The sequence below is a fragment of the Phenylobacterium sp. J367 genome (assembly GCF_024699985.1).
In the GTDB taxonomy this organism is placed as follows: Bacteria; Pseudomonadota; Alphaproteobacteria; order Caulobacterales; family Caulobacteraceae; genus Phenylobacterium.
The window spans coordinates 4200736-4219536 of record NZ_JAJONA010000001.1; the positions used below are offsets into that span (position 1 = coordinate 4200736).

At 72.5% G+C, this 18801-nt stretch carries 19 protein-coding genes, 1 tRNA gene and 5 pseudogenes; 20 read left to right on the plus strand and 5 right to left on the minus strand.

Going from position 1 to position 18801, the window contains the following annotated elements; genetic code table 11:
* Window positions 1-8 precede the first annotated feature (8 nt).
* The 12 genes and pseudogenes from LRS04_RS22400 (at window position 9) to LRS04_RS22450 (ending at window position 10430) form a co-directional block, all read left to right on the plus strand.
* On the plus strand, window positions 9-356 hold the full coding sequence (locus LRS04_RS22400; RefSeq protein ID WP_257818273.1) for a hypothetical protein: 348 nt from the start codon (window positions 9-11) through the stop codon (window positions 354-356).
* Window positions 353-1234 (plus strand): aminotransferase class V-fold PLP-dependent enzyme, encoded by an 882-nt coding sequence (locus tag LRS04_RS22405; protein WP_257818274.1) that lies wholly within the window; start codon window positions 353-355, stop codon window positions 1232-1234. Before LRS04_RS22400 ends, LRS04_RS22405 begins: the two co-directional genes overlap by 4 nt.
* A 90-nt stretch (window positions 1235-1324) precedes the next feature.
* A tRNA-Ser gene (locus LRS04_RS22410) sits at window positions 1325-1414 on the plus strand.
* A gap of 432 nt (window positions 1415-1846) precedes the next feature.
* Window positions 1847-2017 (plus strand): annotated as a pseudogene (locus LRS04_RS22415) (NAD-dependent epimerase/dehydratase family protein); the annotation flags it as partial.
* 40 nt (window positions 2018-2057) lie between these two features.
* A complete protein-coding gene (locus LRS04_RS22420; RefSeq protein WP_374577293.1) occupies window positions 2058-2939 on the plus strand; it encodes an NAD-dependent epimerase/dehydratase family protein in 882 nt (293 codons plus the stop codon).
* Window positions 2936-3427, plus strand: a pseudogene (locus LRS04_RS28450) (glycosyltransferase family 2 protein); the annotation flags it as partial. The gene LRS04_RS22420 and the pseudogene LRS04_RS28450, both read left to right, overlap by 4 nt.
* Before the next feature lie 34 nt (window positions 3428-3461).
* Entirely contained in the window at window positions 3462-3929 is a 468-nt protein-coding gene (locus tag LRS04_RS22425; RefSeq protein ID WP_257818276.1) for a hypothetical protein, read from the plus strand.
* 193 nt (window positions 3930-4122) lie between these two features.
* Window positions 4123-5718, plus strand: a complete 1596-nt coding sequence (locus LRS04_RS22430; protein WP_257818277.1) for an ABC transporter ATP-binding protein — start codon at window positions 4123-4125, stop codon at window positions 5716-5718.
* A complete protein-coding gene (locus LRS04_RS22435; protein WP_257818278.1) occupies window positions 5718-6941 on the plus strand; it encodes a glycosyltransferase family 2 protein in 1224 nt (407 codons plus the stop codon). The genes LRS04_RS22430 and LRS04_RS22435 overlap by 1 nt, the downstream gene beginning before the upstream one ends.
* A complete protein-coding gene (locus LRS04_RS22440) occupies window positions 6938-8302 on the plus strand; it encodes a glycosyltransferase (protein WP_257818279.1) in 1365 nt (454 codons plus the stop codon). Before LRS04_RS22435 ends, LRS04_RS22440 begins: the two co-directional genes overlap by 4 nt.
* On the plus strand, window positions 8245-8991 hold the full coding sequence (locus LRS04_RS22445) for a bifunctional 2-polyprenyl-6-hydroxyphenol methylase/3-demethylubiquinol 3-O-methyltransferase UbiG (RefSeq protein ID WP_257818280.1): 747 nt from the start codon (window positions 8245-8247) through the stop codon (window positions 8989-8991). The genes LRS04_RS22440 and LRS04_RS22445 overlap by 58 nt, the downstream gene beginning before the upstream one ends.
* Window positions 8979-10430 (plus strand): glycosyltransferase, encoded by a 1452-nt coding sequence (locus LRS04_RS22450; RefSeq protein ID WP_257818281.1) that lies wholly within the window; start codon window positions 8979-8981, stop codon window positions 10428-10430. The genes LRS04_RS22445 and LRS04_RS22450 overlap by 13 nt, the downstream gene beginning before the upstream one ends.
* On the opposite strand, the gene LRS04_RS22455 is transcribed toward LRS04_RS22450, so the two are convergent.
* On the minus strand, window positions 10405-10611 hold the full coding sequence (locus LRS04_RS22455) for a zinc-binding dehydrogenase (protein WP_257818282.1): 207 nt from the start codon (window positions 10609-10611) through the stop codon (window positions 10405-10407). The genes LRS04_RS22450 and LRS04_RS22455 overlap by 26 nt on opposite strands.
* Window positions 10612-10778: 167 nt before the next feature.
* Here LRS04_RS22455 and LRS04_RS22460 point away from each other — a divergent pair, with 167 nt between their 5' ends.
* Together LRS04_RS22460 and LRS04_RS22465 are read left to right on the plus strand one after the other, a co-directional pair.
* Window positions 10779-11489: a cytochrome c oxidase assembly protein gene (locus LRS04_RS22460; RefSeq protein ID WP_257818283.1), complete on the plus strand. Its 711-nt coding sequence runs from the start codon at window positions 10779-10781 to the stop codon at window positions 11487-11489.
* The gene (locus LRS04_RS22465; RefSeq protein WP_257818284.1) at window positions 11486-12220 is read left to right on the plus strand and encodes a cytochrome b; all 735 of its coding nucleotides are present in this window, start codon (window positions 11486-11488) and stop codon (window positions 12218-12220) included. Before LRS04_RS22460 ends, LRS04_RS22465 begins: the two co-directional genes overlap by 4 nt.
* Here the strand turns inward: LRS04_RS22465 and LRS04_RS28455 are convergent.
* Window positions 12183-12419, minus strand: a pseudogene (locus LRS04_RS28455) (cytochrome c); the annotation flags it as partial. The gene LRS04_RS22465 and the pseudogene LRS04_RS28455 sit on opposite strands and share 38 nt — an antisense overlap.
* 64 nt (window positions 12420-12483) lie before the next feature.
* Window positions 12484-12639, minus strand: a pseudogene (locus tag LRS04_RS28460) (cytochrome c); the annotation flags it as partial.
* A gap of 229 nt (window positions 12640-12868) precedes the next feature.
* Here LRS04_RS28460 and LRS04_RS22470 point away from each other — a divergent pair.
* From LRS04_RS22470 to LRS04_RS22495, 6 genes and pseudogenes are all read left to right on the plus strand, one after another.
* Window positions 12869-13216 carry a cytochrome c family protein gene (locus LRS04_RS22470; RefSeq protein WP_257818285.1) on the plus strand — a complete coding sequence of 116 codons (348 nt, stop codon included), beginning with the start codon at window positions 12869-12871 and terminating at the stop codon, window positions 13214-13216.
* A gap of 315 nt (window positions 13217-13531) precedes the next feature.
* Window positions 13532-14161: a c-type cytochrome gene (locus LRS04_RS22475; RefSeq protein WP_257818286.1), complete on the plus strand. Its 630-nt coding sequence runs from the start codon at window positions 13532-13534 to the stop codon at window positions 14159-14161.
* 171 nt (window positions 14162-14332) lie between these two features.
* A pseudogene (locus tag LRS04_RS22480) lies at window positions 14333-15244 on the plus strand (cbb3-type cytochrome c oxidase subunit I); the annotation flags it as partial.
* Window positions 15245-15326: 82 nt separating this feature from the next.
* Window positions 15327-16292: a cbb3-type cytochrome c oxidase subunit I gene (locus tag LRS04_RS22485; RefSeq protein WP_257818287.1), complete on the plus strand. Its 966-nt coding sequence runs from the start codon at window positions 15327-15329 to the stop codon at window positions 16290-16292.
* A 44-nt stretch (window positions 16293-16336) separates the two neighbouring features.
* Window positions 16337-16693 carry a hypothetical protein gene (locus LRS04_RS22490; RefSeq protein WP_257818288.1) on the plus strand — a complete coding sequence of 119 codons (357 nt, stop codon included), beginning with the start codon at window positions 16337-16339 and terminating at the stop codon, window positions 16691-16693.
* A gap of 2 nt (window positions 16694-16695) precedes the next feature.
* Window positions 16696-17001: a hypothetical protein gene (locus LRS04_RS22495; RefSeq protein ID WP_257818289.1), complete on the plus strand. Its 306-nt coding sequence runs from the start codon at window positions 16696-16698 to the stop codon at window positions 16999-17001.
* Here the strand turns inward: LRS04_RS22495 and LRS04_RS22500 are convergent.
* Both LRS04_RS22500 and LRS04_RS22505 read right to left on the minus strand, forming a co-directional pair.
* Entirely contained in the window at window positions 16998-18293 is a 1296-nt protein-coding gene (locus tag LRS04_RS22500; protein WP_257818290.1) for a sorbosone dehydrogenase family protein, read from the minus strand. The two genes, LRS04_RS22495 and LRS04_RS22500, sit on opposite strands and share 4 nt — an antisense overlap.
* A complete protein-coding gene (locus LRS04_RS22505) occupies window positions 18293-18727 on the minus strand; it encodes a DUF2231 domain-containing protein (protein WP_257818291.1) in 435 nt (144 codons plus the stop codon). The genes LRS04_RS22500 and LRS04_RS22505 overlap by 1 nt, the downstream gene beginning before the upstream one ends.
* Window positions 18728-18801 lie beyond the last annotated feature (74 nt).

Genomic DNA, 18801 nt, shown 5'->3' on the forward strand with positions numbered 1-18801 from the left:
CCCTCCCCATGACCCGAGACGACGCCCGTGCGCTGGACGCCCAGGACAGCCTGGCCCGCTTCCGTGACGCCTTTTCGCTGCCGGACGGCGTGATCTATCTCGACGGCAATTCGCTGGGGCCGCCGCCGAAGGCCGCGCTCGCCCGCCTGAAGGACGTGGCCGAGCGGGAGTGGGGCCGCGACCTGATCACCAGCTGGAACATCAACGGCTGGATCGACGCGCCGCTAAGGGTCGGCGCCAAGCTGGCCGGCCTGATCGGGGCCAAGGCCAACGAGGTGGCGGTGGCCGATTCCACCTCGGTGAACCTCTTCAAGCTGGCCGGGGGGCGCTGTCGCTCCGGCCCGGCCGGAAGGTGATCCTGTCGGAGACCGGCAACTTCCCCACCGACCTCTATGTGCTGGAGGGCCTGGCCCGGACCGCCGGCGCCGAGCTGCGCGCCGTGCATCCCGACCGGGTGCTGGAGAGCCTCGCCGACGACGTGGCGGTGCTGGTCCTGACCCACGTCCACTACCGTACGGCGCGGAAGTGGGACATGGCGGCGGTGACGAAGGCCGCCCACGCCAGGGGCGCGCTCGTGCTGTGGGACCTCAGCCACTCGGCCGGCGCGGTGGCGGTGGACCTCAACGGCGCCGGCGCCGACCTGGCCGTGGGCTGCGGCTACAAGTACCTGAACGGCGGGCCGGGCGCGCCGGCCTTCCTGTTCGTGGCCGAGCGTCACCAGGCGGCGATCCGGTCGCCGCTGTCGGGCTGGATGGGCCATGCCGCCCCCTTCGAGTTCGAGGACGGCTACCGCCCGGCCGCCGACATCCGCGCCCAGCTCTGCGGCACGCCGGGCGTGCTGGGGCTCGCGGCCCTGGAGGCGGGCGTCGACCTGCAGGTGGAAGCCGATGCGGGCCTGATCGAGGCCAAGGGCCAGTCGCTCTGCGACCTGTTCATCGCCGAGGTGGAGCGCCGCTGCGGCCGGTTCGGGGTCGAGCTCGCCACCCCGCGGGACCGGACGGTGCGCGGCCTGCACGTCTCCTTCGCCCACGAGGAGAGCTATGCGGTGGTCCAGGCGCTGATCGCCCGCGGCGTGATCGGCGACTTCCGGGCCCCCGACCTGATGCGCTTCGGCTTCTCGCCGCTCTACCTCAGCCACGCCGAGGTCTGGGACGCCGCCGCGATCCTGGAAGAGGTGCTGGAGACCCGGGCCTACGACCGTCCGGACTTCCGCGCCCGGGCCGCGGTCACCTGAGCGGAAAATGACCGGTCTGACGCGTTGCTCCCGCCGGTCCGTTCCGTTATGACGGCGACCTTCGCGCGGGGCGACCCTCGCGAGTCAGCGGGTGACGTGGCCGAGTGGCTGAAGGCAACGGTTTGCTAAATCGTCATACTCGAAAGGGTATCGAGGGTTCGAATCCCTCCGTCACCGCCATCTTCTTCCGGAAAAGCGAGCCTTTCAAAGGCCGGTCGGACGGAACCGGAGAGTAGCCCCCTCAACGCCCTGCGCGAGGCGGCGAACTATTCACTACTCAAAATGGCGGACCGCGGCACGGCCGCCAACCCTGGCGGGAAGGTGGGTCGGCGCGCGCCCAAAGGCGGAACCGTAGGCGGACGATCGTGTTCTGCGGTCACTCCTCTCCGAGGAGCTGTTGCCCGACCTCCTGCGGCCAGACCCACCGCAGGAGACTTTCGCGACACGCGTGATCGCGAAGAAGGGACTAACACACGATAATTGCTTGACATTTTTTGTCACAACACGGAACAGCACCGCTGTTCGCGGGGTTGCCACGCCGGTTAGGAAGCTGAGCCGCGGCAAGTTGCACGCCAGCCTCCGTGACCCGGAGAGCAAACTGCGAGGCTGGCGATGAAACGCGTGCTTGTGTCTGGAGGTCTGGGCTTCCTGGGCTCCCACCTTGTCGACCGCCTGCTCAAACGCGGTGACGTGGGCCAGGTCACCGTGGTCGACAATCTCTGGACCGGACTGCGAGAGAACCTCGCCCATGTCACGGACGACCGACTGCAGATCATCATCGGCGATGTCGAGACCGCCCCGTTGAGGGGGGACGTTCGACGAGATCTACCACCTGGCCTCGCCGGCAACGCCGCTCTGGTACATGGCCGAGCCGGTACGGACCATCTCCGCCAACGTCCACGGCGCCCTGCGCCTCATGACCCTCCTCAGGCTGGGCGGCCAATTCGCCTACACCTCGACTTCGGAGGTTTACGGCGACCCGCTCGTCTCGCCGCAGCCTGAGAGCTATCGCGGCTCGGTGGACTGCACCGGTCCCCGTGCGGCGTATGACGAAAGCAAGCGCTGCGTCGAGGCCCTGCTGTTCGAGGCGCACCGCGCGCACGGCACACGGGTGAAGGTCGCGCGGCTCTTCAACGTCTTCGGTCCCCGCACCCGCATGGACGACGGCCGGGCGGTCTCCAACTTCGTCTCCCAGGCCCTCCGCGGTCTGCCGCTCACCATCTACGGGGACGGCGCCCAGACCCGCAGCTGGGGCTACGTCGACGACATCATGGAGGCGCTGGAACGTTACTGGTGGCGCGACGGAATCGACTATCCGGGCCCGATCAACCTCGGCAACGACCGGGAAATCCCGGTTCTGGACGTGGCCCGCTACATCCAGCGCCTGTTCCCCGGCTGCGATATCGAGCACCTGCCGCCCGCCCCGCAGGACCCGGCCAACCGCCGCCCGGACCTCGCGGTCGCGAACCGCATCCTGCCCGGCTGGTCCTGCGCCGTCCCGTACGAGGATGGCGTCGTCCGGACGATCGACTGGTTCCGCGCCCAGATGGCGGCCCCGACGCCCCTGCCGGAGGCCGCGGAACCGATCGTGGTTCCCGCCGAACTCGTGTCGCCCACCCGCCCGGCCGGCCGCACCCGGCGCAGCCGCCTCATCCCAGGCGTGATCGCCTGGCAGGACGAACCCGGGACCCAGGCCCAGGCATGAGCCCCGCGGCCCTGCCCCTGGTCTCGGTGGTGGTCCCCCTGCACAACGGGGCGTCCACCGTCGAGCGGACGCTGGCCAGCATCTCGACCCAGACCTGGGCGGAGCTGGAGGTCATCGTGGTTGACGATGGGTCGACCGACGACGGCCCCGAACGCGTCCGTTCGGCGGCCAGGCTCGACCCGCGCATCCGCCTCCTTGCCCAAGCCAACGCCGGCGTCGCCGCCGCCCGCAACGCCGGCGCGGCGGCCGCCCACGGCGATTACCTGGCCTTCGTCGACGCCGACGACCTCTGGGCGCCGGAGAAGATCGAGCTGCAGATGGGCGCCATGCTGGCTGGCGGCCCGGCCGTCGGCCTGGTCTACACCTGGGCCGCCCTCATCGACGCCCACGACCGCATCTATTCCCTGGAGCACCGGCCTCAGGCGGAGGGCGCCATCCTGCGCGAGCTCTGCCGCGCCAACCTGGTGGGCAACGGCTCCTCCCCGCTGATCCGTCGCCCCGCCTTCGATCAGGTCGGCGGCTATGACGCCTCGCTCCGCGCCCGCGGCCCAGGGCTGCGAGGACCTGATGATCTACCTGCGGATCGCCGAGGCCTACGAGTTCCGGGTGATCCGCCGCCATCTCACCGGCTACCGGGTCACTCAAGGCAACATGTCCTCGAACGCGCTCGGCATGCTGCGCTCCTGCGAGCTCACCCTCGAGACCTTCCGCGCCCGCTACCCGCAGTTCGAGGCGGAGTTCCAGGCGCACCGCCGGGACATGGTCTACTGGCTGCTGGCCCGCGCCATGACCACGGGACCGCTGAGCAACGCCGCTGCCCTGCTCACCCAGCACGGCTTCCTCAACGCCTTCCAGCTGGCCGACCGGTTCGGCGACCTCGCCTGGCTGACGCTGAAGGCGCGCACGCCCACCCGCCTGAAGATGCTGGCCCAGCGGCTGCTGCGTCAGGGCGGCGCCTTCCGCCCCGCCTTCCTCGAGGCGGCGCTGTGACCCGTTCGCTGAGCCAGCGCATCCGTCAGGTCTGGCGCCTCTCCGCCGCCCCGCGCTGGGCCGCCCCGGCGGTCATCGGCCTGGCGCTCGCGGCTGCAGCTCTCGACGGCCTGGGCCTCTACCTCTTCATTCCGCTGCTGCAGAGCCTGGGCGCCAGCGGCGGGCCCACCCGCTCTCCCGCGGCTTCGACGCCGTGCTGGCGCCCATCCCCGGCGACTGGCGCCTCCCGGTGCTGGTGCTCGCCCTCTGCGCCGCAGTGGCCGGCAAGAACCTCGCGGTCTTCGCGGGCGGCTACGTCGCCCGCTATGTCGACGGCGTGGTGGCGCACCGCCTCCGTAGCCGGATCTTTGAGCAGTCGCTCTCGGCCTGCCTGGACTACCGGTCGGGCGCGCGGATCACCGATGTGGTCACCACGCTCGCCAACAACACCTGGAAGGTCAGCAACGCCCTGAGCCTCGTCTATCGCCTGGCGATCTGCACCGTGACCTTCGCCGTCTTCCTCGCCCTGTTGCTGGCAATCTCCGCGCCTTTGACCGGGCTTGCCCTGCTCCTGCTCGCCGGGGCGGCTGGGCTCGTGCACGTCGTCACCCGCCGCGCGCAGGATACGGGCCGCGCCGTGGTCGAGGAGAACCGCGTCTTCGGCCTGCGGATGTGGGAAAGCATGGGCGCCCTGCAGCTGATCCGCAGCTTCGGACGCGAGGGCTACGAGGCCAACCGGTTCCGGAGCGTCTCGGAGCGCATCCGCCGCCGCATCCTGGCGCTCGACGTGCTCTGGGCCCTGCCCGGCCCGATCGCCGAGGTCTGCGGCGCGCTGCTGATCGGCGTGCTGGTGCTGGCCGGCGTGACCCTGGGCGCCGGCCTCGCCCCGCTCGCCGCCTTCCTCGCCCTGCTTTACCGACTGCAGGGCCCCACCCGCGAGTTCATGCAGTGCAAGGTGGCGCTCGACGGCCTGGCCGCGGCCGTGGACGACGTCGAGGACGTGCTGACCGAGACCGCCACGCCCTACATCGTCGGCGGCGCGGCCCCGGCCCAACCGCTGCAGCACGGCCTCGAGCTGCGCGAGGTGAGCTACGCTTACGACGCGGCCGAGCCGCCGGTGCTGGACCGGGTCAGCTTCGCCATTCCGGCCGGCCGGACCACGGCCATCGTCGGGCGATCCGGCGCCGGCAAGTCCACCCTGCTCTCGCTGCTGTTCCGGTTCCGCGACCCCACGGGCGGCGTGATCCTCGCCGACGGCCGGCCGCTGCCCGAGCTCGACCTCGCCGGCTGGCGCGGGCGGCTGTCGCTGATGGCGCAGGAGGCCCAGCTGTTCAACGCCACCGCCGCCGAGAACATCGGCTACGGCGATCTCGCGGCCTCCCGCGAGGCGGTCGCCAAAGCCGCCGCCGTGGCCGGCGCCGATTTCATCGCCGCCCTGCCGCAGGGCCTCGACACCGAGCTCGGCGACCGCGGCGCGCGGCTCTCCGGCGGTCAGCGCCAGCGCATCGCCCTCGCCCGCACCATCCTGAAGGGTCCCGACCTGTTGCTGCTGGACGAGCCGACCAACGCGCTCGACGCCGAAACCGAGCAGGCCTTCCAGGCCGCGCTGCGGACGTTCTCGGAAGGCCGCACCGTGGTGGTCGTCGCCCACCGGCTGTCGACGGTGATGGCCGCCGACCAGGTGATCGTCCTGGAGGCCGGCCGCGTCGTCGAGGCTGGGCCGCCGCAGGAGCTGCTGGCCCGACCCGGCCACTTCGCCCGCCTGCACGGCCTGCAGTACGCCGAACCCGTCGCGAAGGAGGTCGCCTGATGGGATACCGTCTCGTCGATCTGGAGCTGGCCGCGCCGCTCCCCGAAATCGTGCTCGAGCCGGGCCAGACCGGCGTGGGCGTCATCGCGCGCTGGAACGGCCGGCTGGCCGGCTTCGCCATGATCCCGCGGCCGGACGGCCGGGCGATCAGCGCCGCCGAGGTCGCCGCCCTCGCCGACGAACGGTTCGCCCGCGCCGTGCTGGCGATGCGCGCCGAGGACGAACTGCGCGGACTGTGGCCCGCGGCGGAGGCCGACCCCGCGCCCAGCCTCAGCGTCGCCATCTGCACCAAGGACCGCGCCCGGCGCCTCGCCCGGCTGCTGGGCTCAGTCGTCCCGCTGGACCGCGCCGGCTTCCGGTCGGTGGAGATCGTCGTGGTCGACAACGCGCCGAGCGACGACGCCACCCGACGGGCTGTCGAGGGCTTCCCGGGCGTGCGCTACGTGCTGGAGCCCAGGGCCGGACTCGACTTCGCGCGCAACGCGGCGCTCAACGCCGCGACCGGCGACTATCTCGCCTACCTCGACGACGACGTGGTGGTCGACCGCGGCTACCTCGCGGCGCTGTCGACCGCGATCCTGGCCCGGCCCGACGCGGGCGGCTTCACCGGCCTCGTCCTGCCCTTCCGGCTCGATACGGAGGCCCAGGTCAGGTTCGAGAGCCGCGGCGGGTTCGGGCGCGGCTTCCTGCGCACGGAGTTCCGCAAGGACCGCTTCGGGAACCGCCTGCACCCGGTGGGCGCGGGCATCCTGGGGGCCGGCTGCAACATGTGCTTCGACCGCCGGCTGCTGCTGGAGCTCGGCGGGTTCGATGAGGCGCTGGACACCGGCGCGCCGCTCCCCGGCGGCGGCGACCTCGACATCTTCTACCGCGTGCTGCGGAGCGGCCGGCCGATGCTCTACGAGCCGGGCTACGCCGTCTTCCACGAGCACCGCGAGACCCTGGAGCAGCTGCAGCGGCAGTACTGGACCTGGGGTCTCGGCTTCATGGCCTTCCTGACCAAGTGCCGTCGCACCGACCCGGCGCTGGCCCAGCGCCAGTCGGCGATCGTCTGGTGGTGGGCGCTGGACCGACTGGCCGCCGTGGCGCGCGCCGGCCTGCGCGGCAAGCGCACCGAGCTCGGCTTCGCCTGGGCGGAGCTGAAGGGCGGAGTGCAAGGGATGTTCGGCGAATACGACCGCTCCTGCGCCCGGTCGCAGGCGATCCGGGAGGCCACCGCATGAGCGACGCGCCCTGGGAAATCCTGCACCTCGACCTGGCCGACGGCGCGGCCGAGGTGGACGCCCGCGAGACCGGCCTGCTGCTGGTGCTCTGGTGGCGGAGCCTGCCGCTCGGAACCAAGGCGCTGCTGCCGGCCGAGACGCCGGTGCGGCGCGATCAGCTCCTGGCGCTCGCCGCCCAGCTGATCGCCGACCAGGCGGCGGCGCGGGGCGAGGCCCCGCCCCGGGCCGGCGTGGACGGCTGTTCGCACGTGCCGCTGCCCCTCTCCGCCGCCGCCGGGCTGCCGGTGCTGGCGCAACTGCACGCGGCCGCCCAGCCCTCGGCCGGCGGCGCCCAGCGGCTGAGCGTCATCGTCTGCACGCGCGAGCGGCCGCAGATGCTGGACGCCTGCCTCGCCAGCCTCGCCGCCCAGGCCGCCCCGCCCGGGCAAGTGGTGGTGGTCGACAACGACCCGGCCGCCAGCGCGCGCGCCGTCGCCGAGGGCCGTCCGGGGGTGACCTATGTCCACGAGCCGCGCCCGGGGCTGAGCATCGCGCGCAACGCCGGGCTCACCGCCGCGCACGGCGAGTTCGTCGCCTTCACCGACGACGACGTGGAGCTGCACGCCACCTGGACCCGCGAGCTGATCCGCGCCTTCGAGACGTCGGGCGCGGACGCGGTCACCGGCCTCGTGCTGCCGGCCCGGCTGGACACGGCGGCGCAGCGGGCGTTCGAGCTCGACCTCGGCGGCTTCACCTCGCGGTTCACGCCGCTGATGTTCGACGGCCGCTTCCTCGACGAGACCCGCGAGATGGGCCCGCAGGTCTGGCGGATCGGCGCCGGCGCCAACATGGCGTTCCGCCGCGCGAGCCTCGTGGGCCTCGGCGGCTTCGACGAGCGGCTGGGCGCGGGGGGCGTCCGGCTGCTCGGAGGACAGCGAGTTCTGGTACCGCATCCTGGCGGCCGGCGGACGCTGCTTCTACGAGCCGCGCGCCGTGGTCTTCCACCACCACCGCCGGGACTGGAAGGGCCTGCGCAGCCAGTACCGCGCCTACATGAAGGGCCATGTGGCCGCGCTCGTCGCCCAGGCGGACCGCTATGGGACGCCGGGCGACCTGTGCCGGATCCGCCGCCAGTTGCCGGTCTATTTCGTGCGCACCGCGCTCTCGGCCATCCAGACCCTGGACGGCTGGCGCCTGCGCCTCCTGGCCGAAGAGGTGATCGGTTGGGTCCTGGGCCTGCAGTACCTCGTCCGACCCGGCTGGCGTCAGCGGACCGGCGCGCCGCGCCACGGCCGGAAGGCCCCCGACGTCGGAGCGGCGCAGCATGCCTAAGACCCCGCTGGGCGCCTTCCTGGCGCAGAACCCCTTCCCGCACGGGCTGACCGACGGCCTGTTCTACCGGGAGAAGATGCGCGCGATCCATCGCATCGCTCCGGACCGGTTGCGCGACGACGACCGGCCCGCCCGTATCCTCGACATCGGCGGCGGACGCAGCGGGCTCGCCTGGCTGCTCTATCCGGAGGCCCAGATCACCTCGGTGGACATCGATCCGGAACTCGCCGGCCACGGCCCGGCCGCCGGCCGCGTGACCTTCGTCTGCGCCGATGCGCTGCGGCTGCCGTTCGCCGACGGGGCCTTCGACGCGGTCACCCTGTTCGACGTGCTGGAGCACATCCCGGACGACCGGCAGGCCGCCGCCGAGGCGGCGCGGGTGACGCGCCCAGGCGGCGTGGTGCTGGTCTCCACGCCTACGGCCACCTGGCGCTATCCCTACTTCAGGGCGCTGGCGCCGCTGTGCCCGCACGAGCGCGAACTGATGGCCGAGTGGGGGCATGTCCGGCGCGGCTATCGGGCCGACGAGTTGCAGGCCCTGTTCGGCAAGGCGCCGGAGACGCAGGCGAGCTTCATCAACGCCTTTACCGCCCTCTTCCACGACATCGCCTTCTCCCGGCTTGGCCGGCGGGCGCGGAAGCTCGCCTACCTCGCGACCTCGCCGCTCGCGGCGCTGGGGTATCTCCTCCACCATCCCGCCATGGGCGGCGCGGAGACCGCGGGCGCATGGCGACGCTAGGCCGGGACTCCGTCGCCATCTTCCCCTGGGGCGACGTGATCGAGGAGTTCCTCGATCCGCTGGGCCTCGACGCCGAGGACTATGCCCGGCGCATGCGCGGCGGCTGGCTGTTCGGCTATGTCGCCGCCTTGCAGCGGCACGGCCGGCGCGCGGTGATCGTCTACGCCAGCGAGCGCCGCCGGCGTCCGGAGCGGCTGATCCACGCAGAGACCGGCGCCGCCATCTGGCTAGTCCCGGGCCGACGGTCCGGCGAAGGCCTCGCCCGCGGGCGGCCCTCGCTGCGCGCCGGACTGCAGTGGGCGCGCACGCCCTTCGCCGGCTTCGCCCGCGTGCTCCGGCGGGAAGGCTGCAGCAGCCTGCTGGTGCAGGACTACGAGCACGCGCGGTTCGACGCGCTGGTCGCCCTGGGGCGAATGCTGCGGCTGCCGGTCAGCGCCACCTTCCAGGGCGGCGACCTGACAATGTCGCCGATCGAGGCGCGGGTGCGCAGCCGGACGCTGGCGGCCTGCCAGGCGCTGATCGTGCCGTCGGCGCGGGAGCGCGAGCGGTTGGCGACGCGCTATGGCCTGCCGGCCGAACGGCTGCACGCCATCCCCAATCCGGTGGACACGGAAACCTGGCGCGCCGAGCCGCGGCCGGCGGCGCGGGCCGCGCTGGGGCTCGATCCAGACGTCCTGCTTGTGGTCAACCACGGCCGCATCGACATCCAGCGGAAGGGCCTGGACGTGCTGCTCGCCGCCTGGAGGCGGGTCGCCGCCGCCCGCCCGACAGCGCGGCTCGCCATCCTCGGCTCCGGGCAGGACCACGACGCCTTCGCCCCGATGGTGGCGGCGTCGCCGGCGTTGGACTGGCGCGCCGGCTACGTCACGGATCCGCCGCTGATCCGCCGGTGGCTTTCCGCCGCCGACGCCTACGTGACCCTGTCCCGGACGGAGGGCATGCCTGTGGCTCCCCCTCGAGGCCATGGCCTGCGGCCTGCCGGTGGTCTCCAGCGATGCGCACGGGCTGGCGGACATCTTCGGCGAGGCGTGCGGGCGCCGGCGGGATCATGGTCCCCCGCGGTGCGGCCGATCCCGCCGCGGACGCCCTCATCGGCTTGTTTGCCGACGGCGGTCTGCGCCAGCGTCTCGGCCGCGACGCCCGCCGGGCGGTGGAGACGCGCTTCAGCCTGGACGCCGTCGGCCTCGCGCTGGCCGCGACGCTCCCGCGGGCGGGCGAGTCCGCGCCCGTTGCGCCTGCGGCGGCGGGGCCGGTCCCGATGGGCGCCTGACCGCATGCCCTGGGTCGCGAAGGAAATCGGAAGTCCCCGCTGCCGGCTCGAACGCCGCGTCCGCCGCTGGTTCTACGACCACGGTCCCGGCGTGACGGCCGCCGGCATCGGCGCCGTCTGCGTGCTCGCAGCTGTCACCACCCTCAAGCTCGCCGGACTGCTCGGATAACGCGGCCCAGCACCCCGGCTGCGCCGCTGTTCTCGAAGATCCCCACCGCAGCGCCCGGCGCGAGTTCCGCGGCGCGCGCGACGGCGCTCGCGGTGCGGGCGTCCACCGCCTCGTCGGCGCCCATCTGACGGGCGAGGTTGCGCCGCGGGGGTGAGAAGTCCGCGGCGATGATCCGGCTCATGCCGCGGCTTCTCAGAACGGCGATGACCGCCAACCCGATCGGCCCGCAGACCTCCAAGGCCGGTCGGGAGACCAACCTTTTCCCACTGCGGCTGCGGCCCTTCGGAACTCGTGTCGAACTGATCGGTTCGAACAGCAGAGCTGGACGAGCGGTGGGGAGGCTGCGCCATGGACGAGCTGCCGATCTGGACGCCCTACTGCGGTCCCGGCGCGACGCCGGGCGATCTTCTGCTCCGGTGGAATGCGGATCCCGTCCTGCTGACGGCCTTCGCGCTCGCGGCCGTCCTGCTCTGGCGGGCCCGCGCGACGGCGAGCGCCTGGTCAGCCCTGGCCGTGGCGGCCCTGCTGTTCCTGTCGCCGCTCTGCGCCCTGTCCTCGGCGCTGTTCTCCGCCCGGACGGTCCACCACGTCGTGCTCATGGCCGCGCTCGCGCCGCTGATCGCCTGGTCGCTTCCCCGGTCGGGCGGGGGGCTGGCCGCCGCGACGGGCGTTTCCACCGCCGTCTTCTGGGCGTGGCACGCGCCCGGCGCCTACGCCTGGGCCCTCAGCCACGACATGGCCTACTGGCTGATGCAGATCAGCCTGGCCGCGGCGGCGGTCTGGTTCTGGATGGCCGTCCGCACGGCCGCCACGCTCCCGGCGGTCGGCGCCCTGCTCCTGGCGACGGTGCAGATGGGATTGCTCGGGGCCCTGCTCACGCTCGCCGACCGGGCGTTCTACGCACCTCACCTGGCCACGACCCTCGCCTGGGGCCTGACCCCGCTTCAGGATCAGCAGATCGCCGGGCTCGTGATGTGGGCGCCGGCCGCGGCGGTCTATCTGGGCGTCGCCCTGACCCTCCTGGCGCGGCGGCTGCAGCCCGAGCCCCTCAGCCCATGATCGACCGCCTGCTGCTCAATGTCCTCGAGTGGGCGGCCGGTCATACCGACGAGGGCCGCTACTCGCCGGTGGCCATCGTCTTCCACTGGGCCATGGCGGGGCTGGTCGCCTTCCAGCTCGGCTGGGGCTGGTGGATGGGACGCCTGCCCACCGGCGGCGAGAAGGCCGCGGCCTACGAGCTGCACTATGCGGCCGGCGTGCTCATGCTGGCGCTGATCGTCGGCCGCACCGCCTGGCGGGCCCTGGCGCCCGGGCCGATCAACGACGCCGACAAGCCGGGCTGGGAAAGCGTGGCGGCGAAGATCACCCACTATGTGTTCTACGTCTGCCTGTTCGGCCTGCCGCTCTCGGGCTGGCTGATGGTCTCGGCCTCGGGGCGCGAGACCGACCTCACCCTGGCGGGCCTCATCCCGTGGCCCCTGCTGCCGCTGCAGGACCTGTCCAACGGGCGTCTCTGGGCGCTGGAGGCCCTGGCGGAGTGGACCCACTGGGGCCTGATCGTCACCCTGCTGTTGCTGATCCCGATCCACGTGGGCGGGGCGCTGAAGCATCAGCTGGTGGACCGGGATGACGTTATGCACGGGATGCTGCCGGTGCTTCCCAAGCCGCGTCGGAAGGCGAGCCCGTGGCGACGGCGCTGGCTGGCGCTCGAGCGGCGGACTGTGCGGCTAGCCAGGCGGCTAGCGCGGCTATCTCGGCGTCCGACAGCCCGGCGCTCGCGATCTGCATGACGCCGCGCGGATCGTTGCGCCGCGCCCCCTGCCGCCACTTGCGGAGCTGGTCGGCGACATAGACCGCCGGCTGGCCCGCGATGGCCGGTCCGGCCGCGCCGACGCCCTCGCCGTTGGCGCCGTGGCAGCCGACGCACCCCTCGTAGGCCGCAGGCGCAGGACCAGCCGACATCGCGCGCGGGCGCCGGCAGGCCGGCATAGTAGTCCGCCACGGCCTGGCGGGCCCGGGGACTGAGCCCCTTGGCGACGGCCGCCATGGTCGGGTCCTTGCGCAGGCCGGCGACGTAGTCCTCCAGCTGCTTGTGCAGGTAGCCGGAGTCCAGGCCGGCGAGCCGCGGCGCGGCGTCGCCGTCGCCGGCGCCGTCGAGGCCATGGCAAGTGAAGCAGGCGTGGGCCGCACCGCCGTCGCCGCCGCTCATCGCCACCACCCGCCCCGTGCTGCTGAACGCCGCGTCCGTCACGGTGGCGCCCCGGCTGCAGCCGGCGAGCAGGAAGCCGAGGAGGAGGACGGTGAGCCGGCGCACACGCCTGCAACCCGCGCCAGCTTGGCCGGTTCCGGGAACTGCCACGCTTTCGACGGGTTAGCGTACTTGGGCCGGAGGCGGGGATGAAGCGGTGGACGTTCGTGTGCGCAGGAGGTTCGCCGCCGTGACCCTCGCCGCCCTTGCGCTCGCCGCCTGCGCCGAGAAACCCGTCCTGCCCCGACAGCTCGCCGGCGCCGACCCCGAACGCGGCCGCGCCATCGCCGAGCGCCTGGCCTGCGGGGCCTGCCACGACATTCCGGGCATCGACTGGCCGAAGGGCCGCGTCGGCGGGCCGCTCGCGGGCTTCTCCAGCCGGCCGCTGATCGCCGGGCGCTTCCCCAACCAGCCCGACACCCTGGTGCGGTGGCTGTGCGACGCGCCCTCGCTCGCCCCCGGCACGGCCATGCCGCCGCAGGACCTGTCGCCCAGCGAGGCGCGCGACGTGGCGGCTTTCCTCTACACCCTCGAATGAGCGGGCCGGGCGAGATCCTCTCGGGCTGGCCGCCGCCCGTGCTGGACCCGGCCGGCCCCTTCGCAGGACCGGTGACCGTGCTGGCCTGGGTGCTGTTCGCCATGGGGGTCGCGGTGCTGGGCCTCGTGGTCTTCGCGACGGCCGTGGCGGTGTTCGGGCCGCGCCGCTGGCGCGCCCGCCTGGGCCACGAGCGCCTGGTGTGGATCGGCGGCCTCGCCTTCCCCGTGGTGGTGCTGAGCGCGCTCCCTGATCTGGGGCCTCACCCTGACACGCGACCTCTCGGCCCCGCCCCTGCCCGGCGAGACGCGGGTCCGTGTGACCGGCGAGATGTGGTGGTGGCGGGTGGCCTATCTCGACGGCCGGGGCCGCGAGGCGATCCAGGACGCCAACGAAATCCACATCCCCGCCGGCCGGCCGGTGACGCTGGAGCTCGAGGCGGCCGACGTCATCCACAGCCTCTGGATCCCGCGCCTGTCGGGCAAGGTCGACATGATCCCGGGTCGCCGCAACCTCATGCGGATCCAGGCGGATGCGCCCGGCGTCTATCCGGCCCAGTGCGCGGAGTTCTGCGGCGGGCCCCACGCCCTGATGGGCCTGGTCGTGGTGGCGCACGAGCCGGCCGCCTTCGACGCCTGGCGCGCGGCCCGCGAGCGCCCCGCGCCGCCCGAGCCGAGCGGCGGGGCCCAGGCCTTCCTGGCCGCCGGCTGCGGCGCCTGCCACACTGTGCGCGGCACCCCCGCCAACGGCCTGGCCGGGCCTGACCTCACGCACGTGGGATCGAGGCGCACGCTGGGCGCCGGCATCCTGCCCAACCACCAGGGCACGCTGGCCGCCTGGATCGCCGACAGCCAGGCCATCAAGCCCGGCAACCGGATGCCCGCCTATCCGGTCCTGGGCGGCGGCGAGGTGCGGGCCATCGCGACTTGGCTCGAGAGCCTGAAATGACCTCGGAGACCGGTTTCGACCGGAGGCTCTACGACCGATTCCCCCACCCGCGGACCGCGTCCGCCCGGCGAGCTGAAGGCGCTCGAGGACGCCTGGTGCCGGCCGCGGGGGTGGGAGTGGATCTCGGCGATCAACAACAACTTCATCGGCGTCTACTACCTGGGCGCCGCCATGCTGTTCTTCGTGCTGGCGGGCGCGCTGGCGCTCCTGATGCGCACCCAGCTGGCCCTGCCGCTGAACGGCTTCCTGCCCCAGGAGACCTACAACCAGCTCTTCACCATGCACGGGACCATGATGATGTTCCTGTTCGCGGTGCCGGCGGTGGAGGCGCTGGGCGTGCTCCTGCTGCCCCAGATGCTGGGCGCCCGCGACCTGCCCTTCCCGCGGCTGTCGGCCTACGCCTTCTGGGCCTATTTGATCGGCGGTCTGGCCTTCTTCTGCTCGCTGTTCTTCGGGCTCGCCCCGAACGGCGGCTGGTTCATGTATCCGCCCCTGACGGGGGCGACCTATTCGCCCGGAATCAACGCCGACTTCTGGCTGCTCGGCATCGGCTTCATCGAGATCTCGGCCATCGCCGGCGCCATCGAGATCATCGTCGGCGTCCTGCGCACCCGCGCGCCCGGCATGACCCTCGACAAGCTGCCGATCTTCGCCTGGGCGATGCTGATCTTCGCCGCCATGATCATCATCGCCTTCCCGTCGGTGATCCTGGCGACCCTGCTGCTGGAGCTGGAGCGGGCGTTCGGCTGGCCGTTCTTCGACAGCGTCAAGGGCGGCGACCCGCTGCTGTGGCAGCACCTGTTCTGGTTCTTCGGCCATCCGGAGGTCTACATCATCTTCCTGCCGGCGGCGGGCGCGATGTCGACGATCATCCCGACCGTCGCGCGGACGCCGCTGGTGGGACACCGGCTGGTGGTGCTGGCCATGCTGGCCACCGGCTTCATCTCCTTCGGCGTCTGGGCGCACCACATGTTCACCGTGGGCCTGCCCCGGATGTCGGTGAACGTCTTCTCCGCCGCCTCCATGGCGGTCAGCATCCCGGCCGGGGTCCAGGTCTTCGCCTGGATCGCCACCCTGGCGGCCGGCCGGATGCGGTTCAACACGCCCGGCCTCTTCGCCATCGGCGGCCTGGTGATCTTCGTGGCCGGGGGGCCTGACCGGGGTCATGGTCGCCATGGTGCCCTTCGACTGGCAGGCGCACGACACCTACTTCATCGTCGCCCACCTGCATTACGTCCTGATCGGCGGGATGGTCTTCCCGCTGTTCGCCGCGATCTACTACTGGACGCCGCTGGTCAGCCGCCGGCCGCTAAGCGAGCGGCTCGGGCGCTGGATCTTCTGGCTGATGTTCGCGGGCATGCACCTGGCCTTCCTGCCGATGCACCTCACCGGCCTGATGGGGATGCCGCGGCGCGTCTACACCTACCTGCCCGACTGGGGATGGCAGGCGACCAACCAGCTCTCCACCGCCGGCGCCTACCTCTTCGGGTTCGCGGTCCTGCTCTGGATCGTCGACATGGCCCGCAACTTCCGGCCGTTCGGTGCGACCAACGCCGGCAACGTCTATGGCGGACCGGGGCTGGAGTGGCTGCCCAACGACCTCTACTCGGTCCGCTCGATCCCGGTGGTGAAGAGCCTCTATCCGCTCTGGGACCAGCCGAACCTCGCCCGCGACGTGGAGGCCGGGCGCTACTTCCTGCCGGACAATCCCACAGGCGGGCGCGAGACCATCGTCACCAGCACGATGAACGCCGAGCCGCAGTTCCTGCTCAGGATGCCCAAGCCGTCCGGCTGGCACGTCTGGGCGGCGATCTTTACGGCGGGCTTCTTCCTGCTGCTCACGATCCAGGCCTATGTCGCCTCGGCGATCTGCGGCGTGCTCGCCGTCTACACCCTCGTCCAGTGGTGCTGGCTGCTCGACAAGCCCATGGACCAGGCGCCCGTGGACATCGGCGGCGGCGTCATGGCGCCCAGCTACGCCAGCGGGCCCCGCAGCCACGGGTGGTGGGCGACGGTGATCACCCTGATCGTCGGCGGCATGGTCGCGCTGCTGGCGGGCTTCTCCTACGTCTTCCTGTGGAGCGGGCGGCCTGACCTCTGGATCGCGCCGCCGGACGACTCCTGGCGCTGATCCTCGGCCTGCTGGCGTCCGCCGGCCTCCTGGCCTGGCTGGGCGTGACGGCGCTGGTGCGCGACGGCCGGCGCAGCCCGTCGGTCTCGACGTTTATGCTGGCGGCGGCGGCGGCCCTGCTGGCGCTCGCCTGGGGCCTGGACGTCCAGGGCTGGTTGCGGACCGGCCTTCGCCCCGAGGATTCGCCGCAGGGCGCGACAGTCGCCGCCCTGGTCTCCTGGCAGGGGCTGTTCGTGGGCGTGGCCGCCGTGATGGGCCTCTACGCCCTGGCCCGGCTGGCGCGGGGCTATGTCCGCGCCGCCCAGCCCGCGACCTTCGAGGCGATCGGCCTGTTCATTGCCTACAGCGCCGGCCAGGGCGCCTTCGCCGCCGCCCTGCCGCGGCTGTTCCCCGGAGGCTGAGAATGCCCCGCTGGAGCTACGCCCTGGGTGGCCTGATCGCCTGGACCGTCCACTTCTCCGGCGTCTACGCTTTCGTGAGCCTCGACGCCCAGACGGTCGCCCGCGACGGGGCCCTGTGGCGCGCGGCCTCGGCCGCCCTGTCGGCGGCCTGCCTCGCCGCCTGCGTCGCCGTGGCGGTGGTCGCGGCCCGACGCCTCCGGCGACGCCGCGAGGCGGGCGTGGCGCTGATGGACCAACTGGCCCTGCTGGGGGCCGGGGTCGCCCTTGTGGCGATCCTCTGGCAGACCCTCGCGGTGCTGATCGCCTAGCGCTGGGGCGCGACGCGCCAGACGGTGTTGGAGAGGTCGTCGGCCACCAGCAGGATGCGCTTGGCCGGGTCGAAGGTCACGCCCACCGGACGTCCGCGCGCCTTGCCGTCCTCGGTCAGGAAGCCGGTGAGGAAGTCGGCCGGCGGCCCGCTGGGCCGGCCGCCGGCGAACGGAGTCCAGACCACCTTGTAGCCGGCCAGGTCCTGGCGGTTCCAGGAGCCGTGCTGGCCGATGAAGGCGCCCTCGGCGAACGTTCCTCCGAACCCGCCCTGGGTCGCGAACGACAGGCCGAGCGCCGCCACGTGCGAGCCCAGGGCGTAGTCCGGGGCGATCGCCTTGGCCACCATGTCCGGCTTCTGCGGGCGGACGCGCGGATCGACGTTCTTGCCCCAGTAGCTGTAGGGCCAGCCGTAGAAGGCGCCCTCCCGCACCGAGGTGAGGTAGTCGGGCACAAGCTGCGGGCCGATCTCGTCGCGCTCGTTGACAACGGCCCAGAGCGCGCCGGTCGCAGGCTCGATGGCCAGGGCGGTGGGATTGCGGATGCCGCGCGCGACGGTGCGCCGCGCGCCGGTCGCCCGGTCGATGGCCCAGACCACCGCCCGCTCCTCCTCCACGGCCATGCCGCGCTCGCCGACATTGCTGTTCGAGCCGATGCCGACGTACAGCGTCTGCCCGTCCGCGCTGGCGGTCAGCGCCTTGGTCCAGTGGTGGTTGAGCGCCGACGGCAGCTTGGTGACCTCCTCCGCCGCCGCCGTGATCCGCGTCTGGCCGGGCTGGTAGGAGAAGCGCCCCAGGGCGTCCTGATTGGCCACGTAGAGGTAGCCGTCCACGAAGGCGAGGCCGTACGGGGCGTTCAGGCCGTCCACGAAGACGGTCCGCACCTCGGCCTGGCCATTGTTGTCGGCGTCGCGCAGCAGGGTGATGCGGTTGCCGCCCTTCACCTTGGTGTTGCCCTGCTTCTTGATCACGCCGGCGATCACGTCCTTCGGCCGCAGCGGCGGTGCGCCCCCGCCGCGTCCTTCGGCGACCAGGATGTCGCCGTTGGGCAGGACCAGCATCTGGCGGGGAATCTGCAGGTCCGTCGCCAGGGCCGTCACCGTGAAGCCCGCGGGCGCCGTCGGCGTCGCCTCGCCCCAGCCCGTGGGCTTGGCGATGCGCATGGGCGGCACGAGGGTCTCGCGCACGCCCGGCAGCTCCGGCTCGGCGCCGGTCTGGTTCAGGCCGGGGTCGCTCCGGCCGCAGGCTCCGAGCGCGAGCAGGGCCGTGGCGCCCAACAGGGTTGCGATCCGCATCAGGCCGTCTCCTCGTTCATCGCGCCCGAGTAGGCGACGGCGCCGGCGACCAGGGCGGCGATCGCGGTCAGGATGGACAGGACCAGGCCGAAGGCGCCCACCGAGCTCCAGGCGTCCTGGCTGTGCTTGAAGGCGTTGATCAGGCCCAGCAGACACATCAAGGCCAGCGCCGCGGCGTGCAGCATTCGCGCGCGACGCGCGCGGGTGCGCAGTCCGGCAAGGAGCGCGACCAAGGCGAAGATCAGGGCCAGGCCCCCGAACACCAGTCCGATCGTGATCGACCAGGCCGAGAAGTTCGTCCACTGCATCTCCGCGGTGCGGAGATAGGCCACGTCCGTGCCCACCGCGAAGCTGAACAGCGCGATGGGGAACGCCATCAGCAGGCCGTAGGCGGCCTGCAGGACGGCGCCCACGGCTCCAATCGGTCGGCGCATGTGTGTCCCCTCGGTACAGCCCCCTAGGTCGAATTCACGGCCGCGGATTGGGTTCCCCACCGGTCTCTTTCACC

What these genes read in the sequence shown, in the direction of transcription:
- LRS04_RS22450 (WP_257818281.1), top strand. Translation starts at nt 8,979, where the DNA reads ATGGCGACGCTAGGCCGGGACTCCGTCGCCATCTTCCCCTGGGGCGAC.
- LRS04_RS22435 (WP_257818278.1), top strand. Translation starts at nt 5,718, where the DNA reads ATGGGATACCGTCTCGTCGATCTGGAGCTGGCCGCGCCGCTCCCCGAA.
- LRS04_RS22500 (WP_257818290.1), bottom strand. Translation starts at nt 18,293, where the DNA reads ATGCGGATCGCAACCCTGTTGGGCGCCACGGCCCTGCTCGCGCTCGGA.
- LRS04_RS22495 (WP_257818289.1), top strand. Translation starts at nt 16,696, where the DNA reads ATGCCCCGCTGGAGCTACGCCCTGGGTGGCCTGATCGCCTGGACCGTC.
- LRS04_RS22505 (WP_257818291.1), bottom strand. Translation starts at nt 18,727, where the DNA reads ATGCGCCGACCGATTGGAGCCGTGGGCGCCGTCCTGCAGGCCGCCTAC.
- LRS04_RS22445 (WP_257818280.1), top strand. Translation starts at nt 8,245, where the DNA reads ATGCCTAAGACCCCGCTGGGCGCCTTCCTGGCGCAGAACCCCTTCCCG.
- LRS04_RS22440 (WP_257818279.1), top strand. Translation starts at nt 6,938, where the DNA reads ATGAGCGACGCGCCCTGGGAAATCCTGCACCTCGACCTGGCCGACGGC.
- LRS04_RS22455 (WP_257818282.1), bottom strand. Translation starts at nt 10,611, where the DNA reads ATGAGCCGGATCATCGCCGCGGACTTCTCACCCCCGCGGCGCAACCTC.
- LRS04_RS22425 (WP_257818276.1), top strand. Translation starts at nt 3,462, where the DNA reads ATGACGCCTCGCTCCGCGCCCGCGGCCCAGGGCTGCGAGGACCTGATG.
- LRS04_RS22465 (WP_257818284.1), top strand. Translation starts at nt 11,486, where the DNA reads ATGATCGACCGCCTGCTGCTCAATGTCCTCGAGTGGGCGGCCGGTCAT.
- LRS04_RS22485 (WP_257818287.1), top strand. Translation starts at nt 15,327, where the DNA reads ATGGTCGCCATGGTGCCCTTCGACTGGCAGGCGCACGACACCTACTTC.
- LRS04_RS22400 (WP_257818273.1), top strand. Translation starts at nt 9, where the DNA reads ATGACCCGAGACGACGCCCGTGCGCTGGACGCCCAGGACAGCCTGGCC.
- LRS04_RS22460 (WP_257818283.1), top strand. Translation starts at nt 10,779, where the DNA reads ATGGACGAGCTGCCGATCTGGACGCCCTACTGCGGTCCCGGCGCGACG.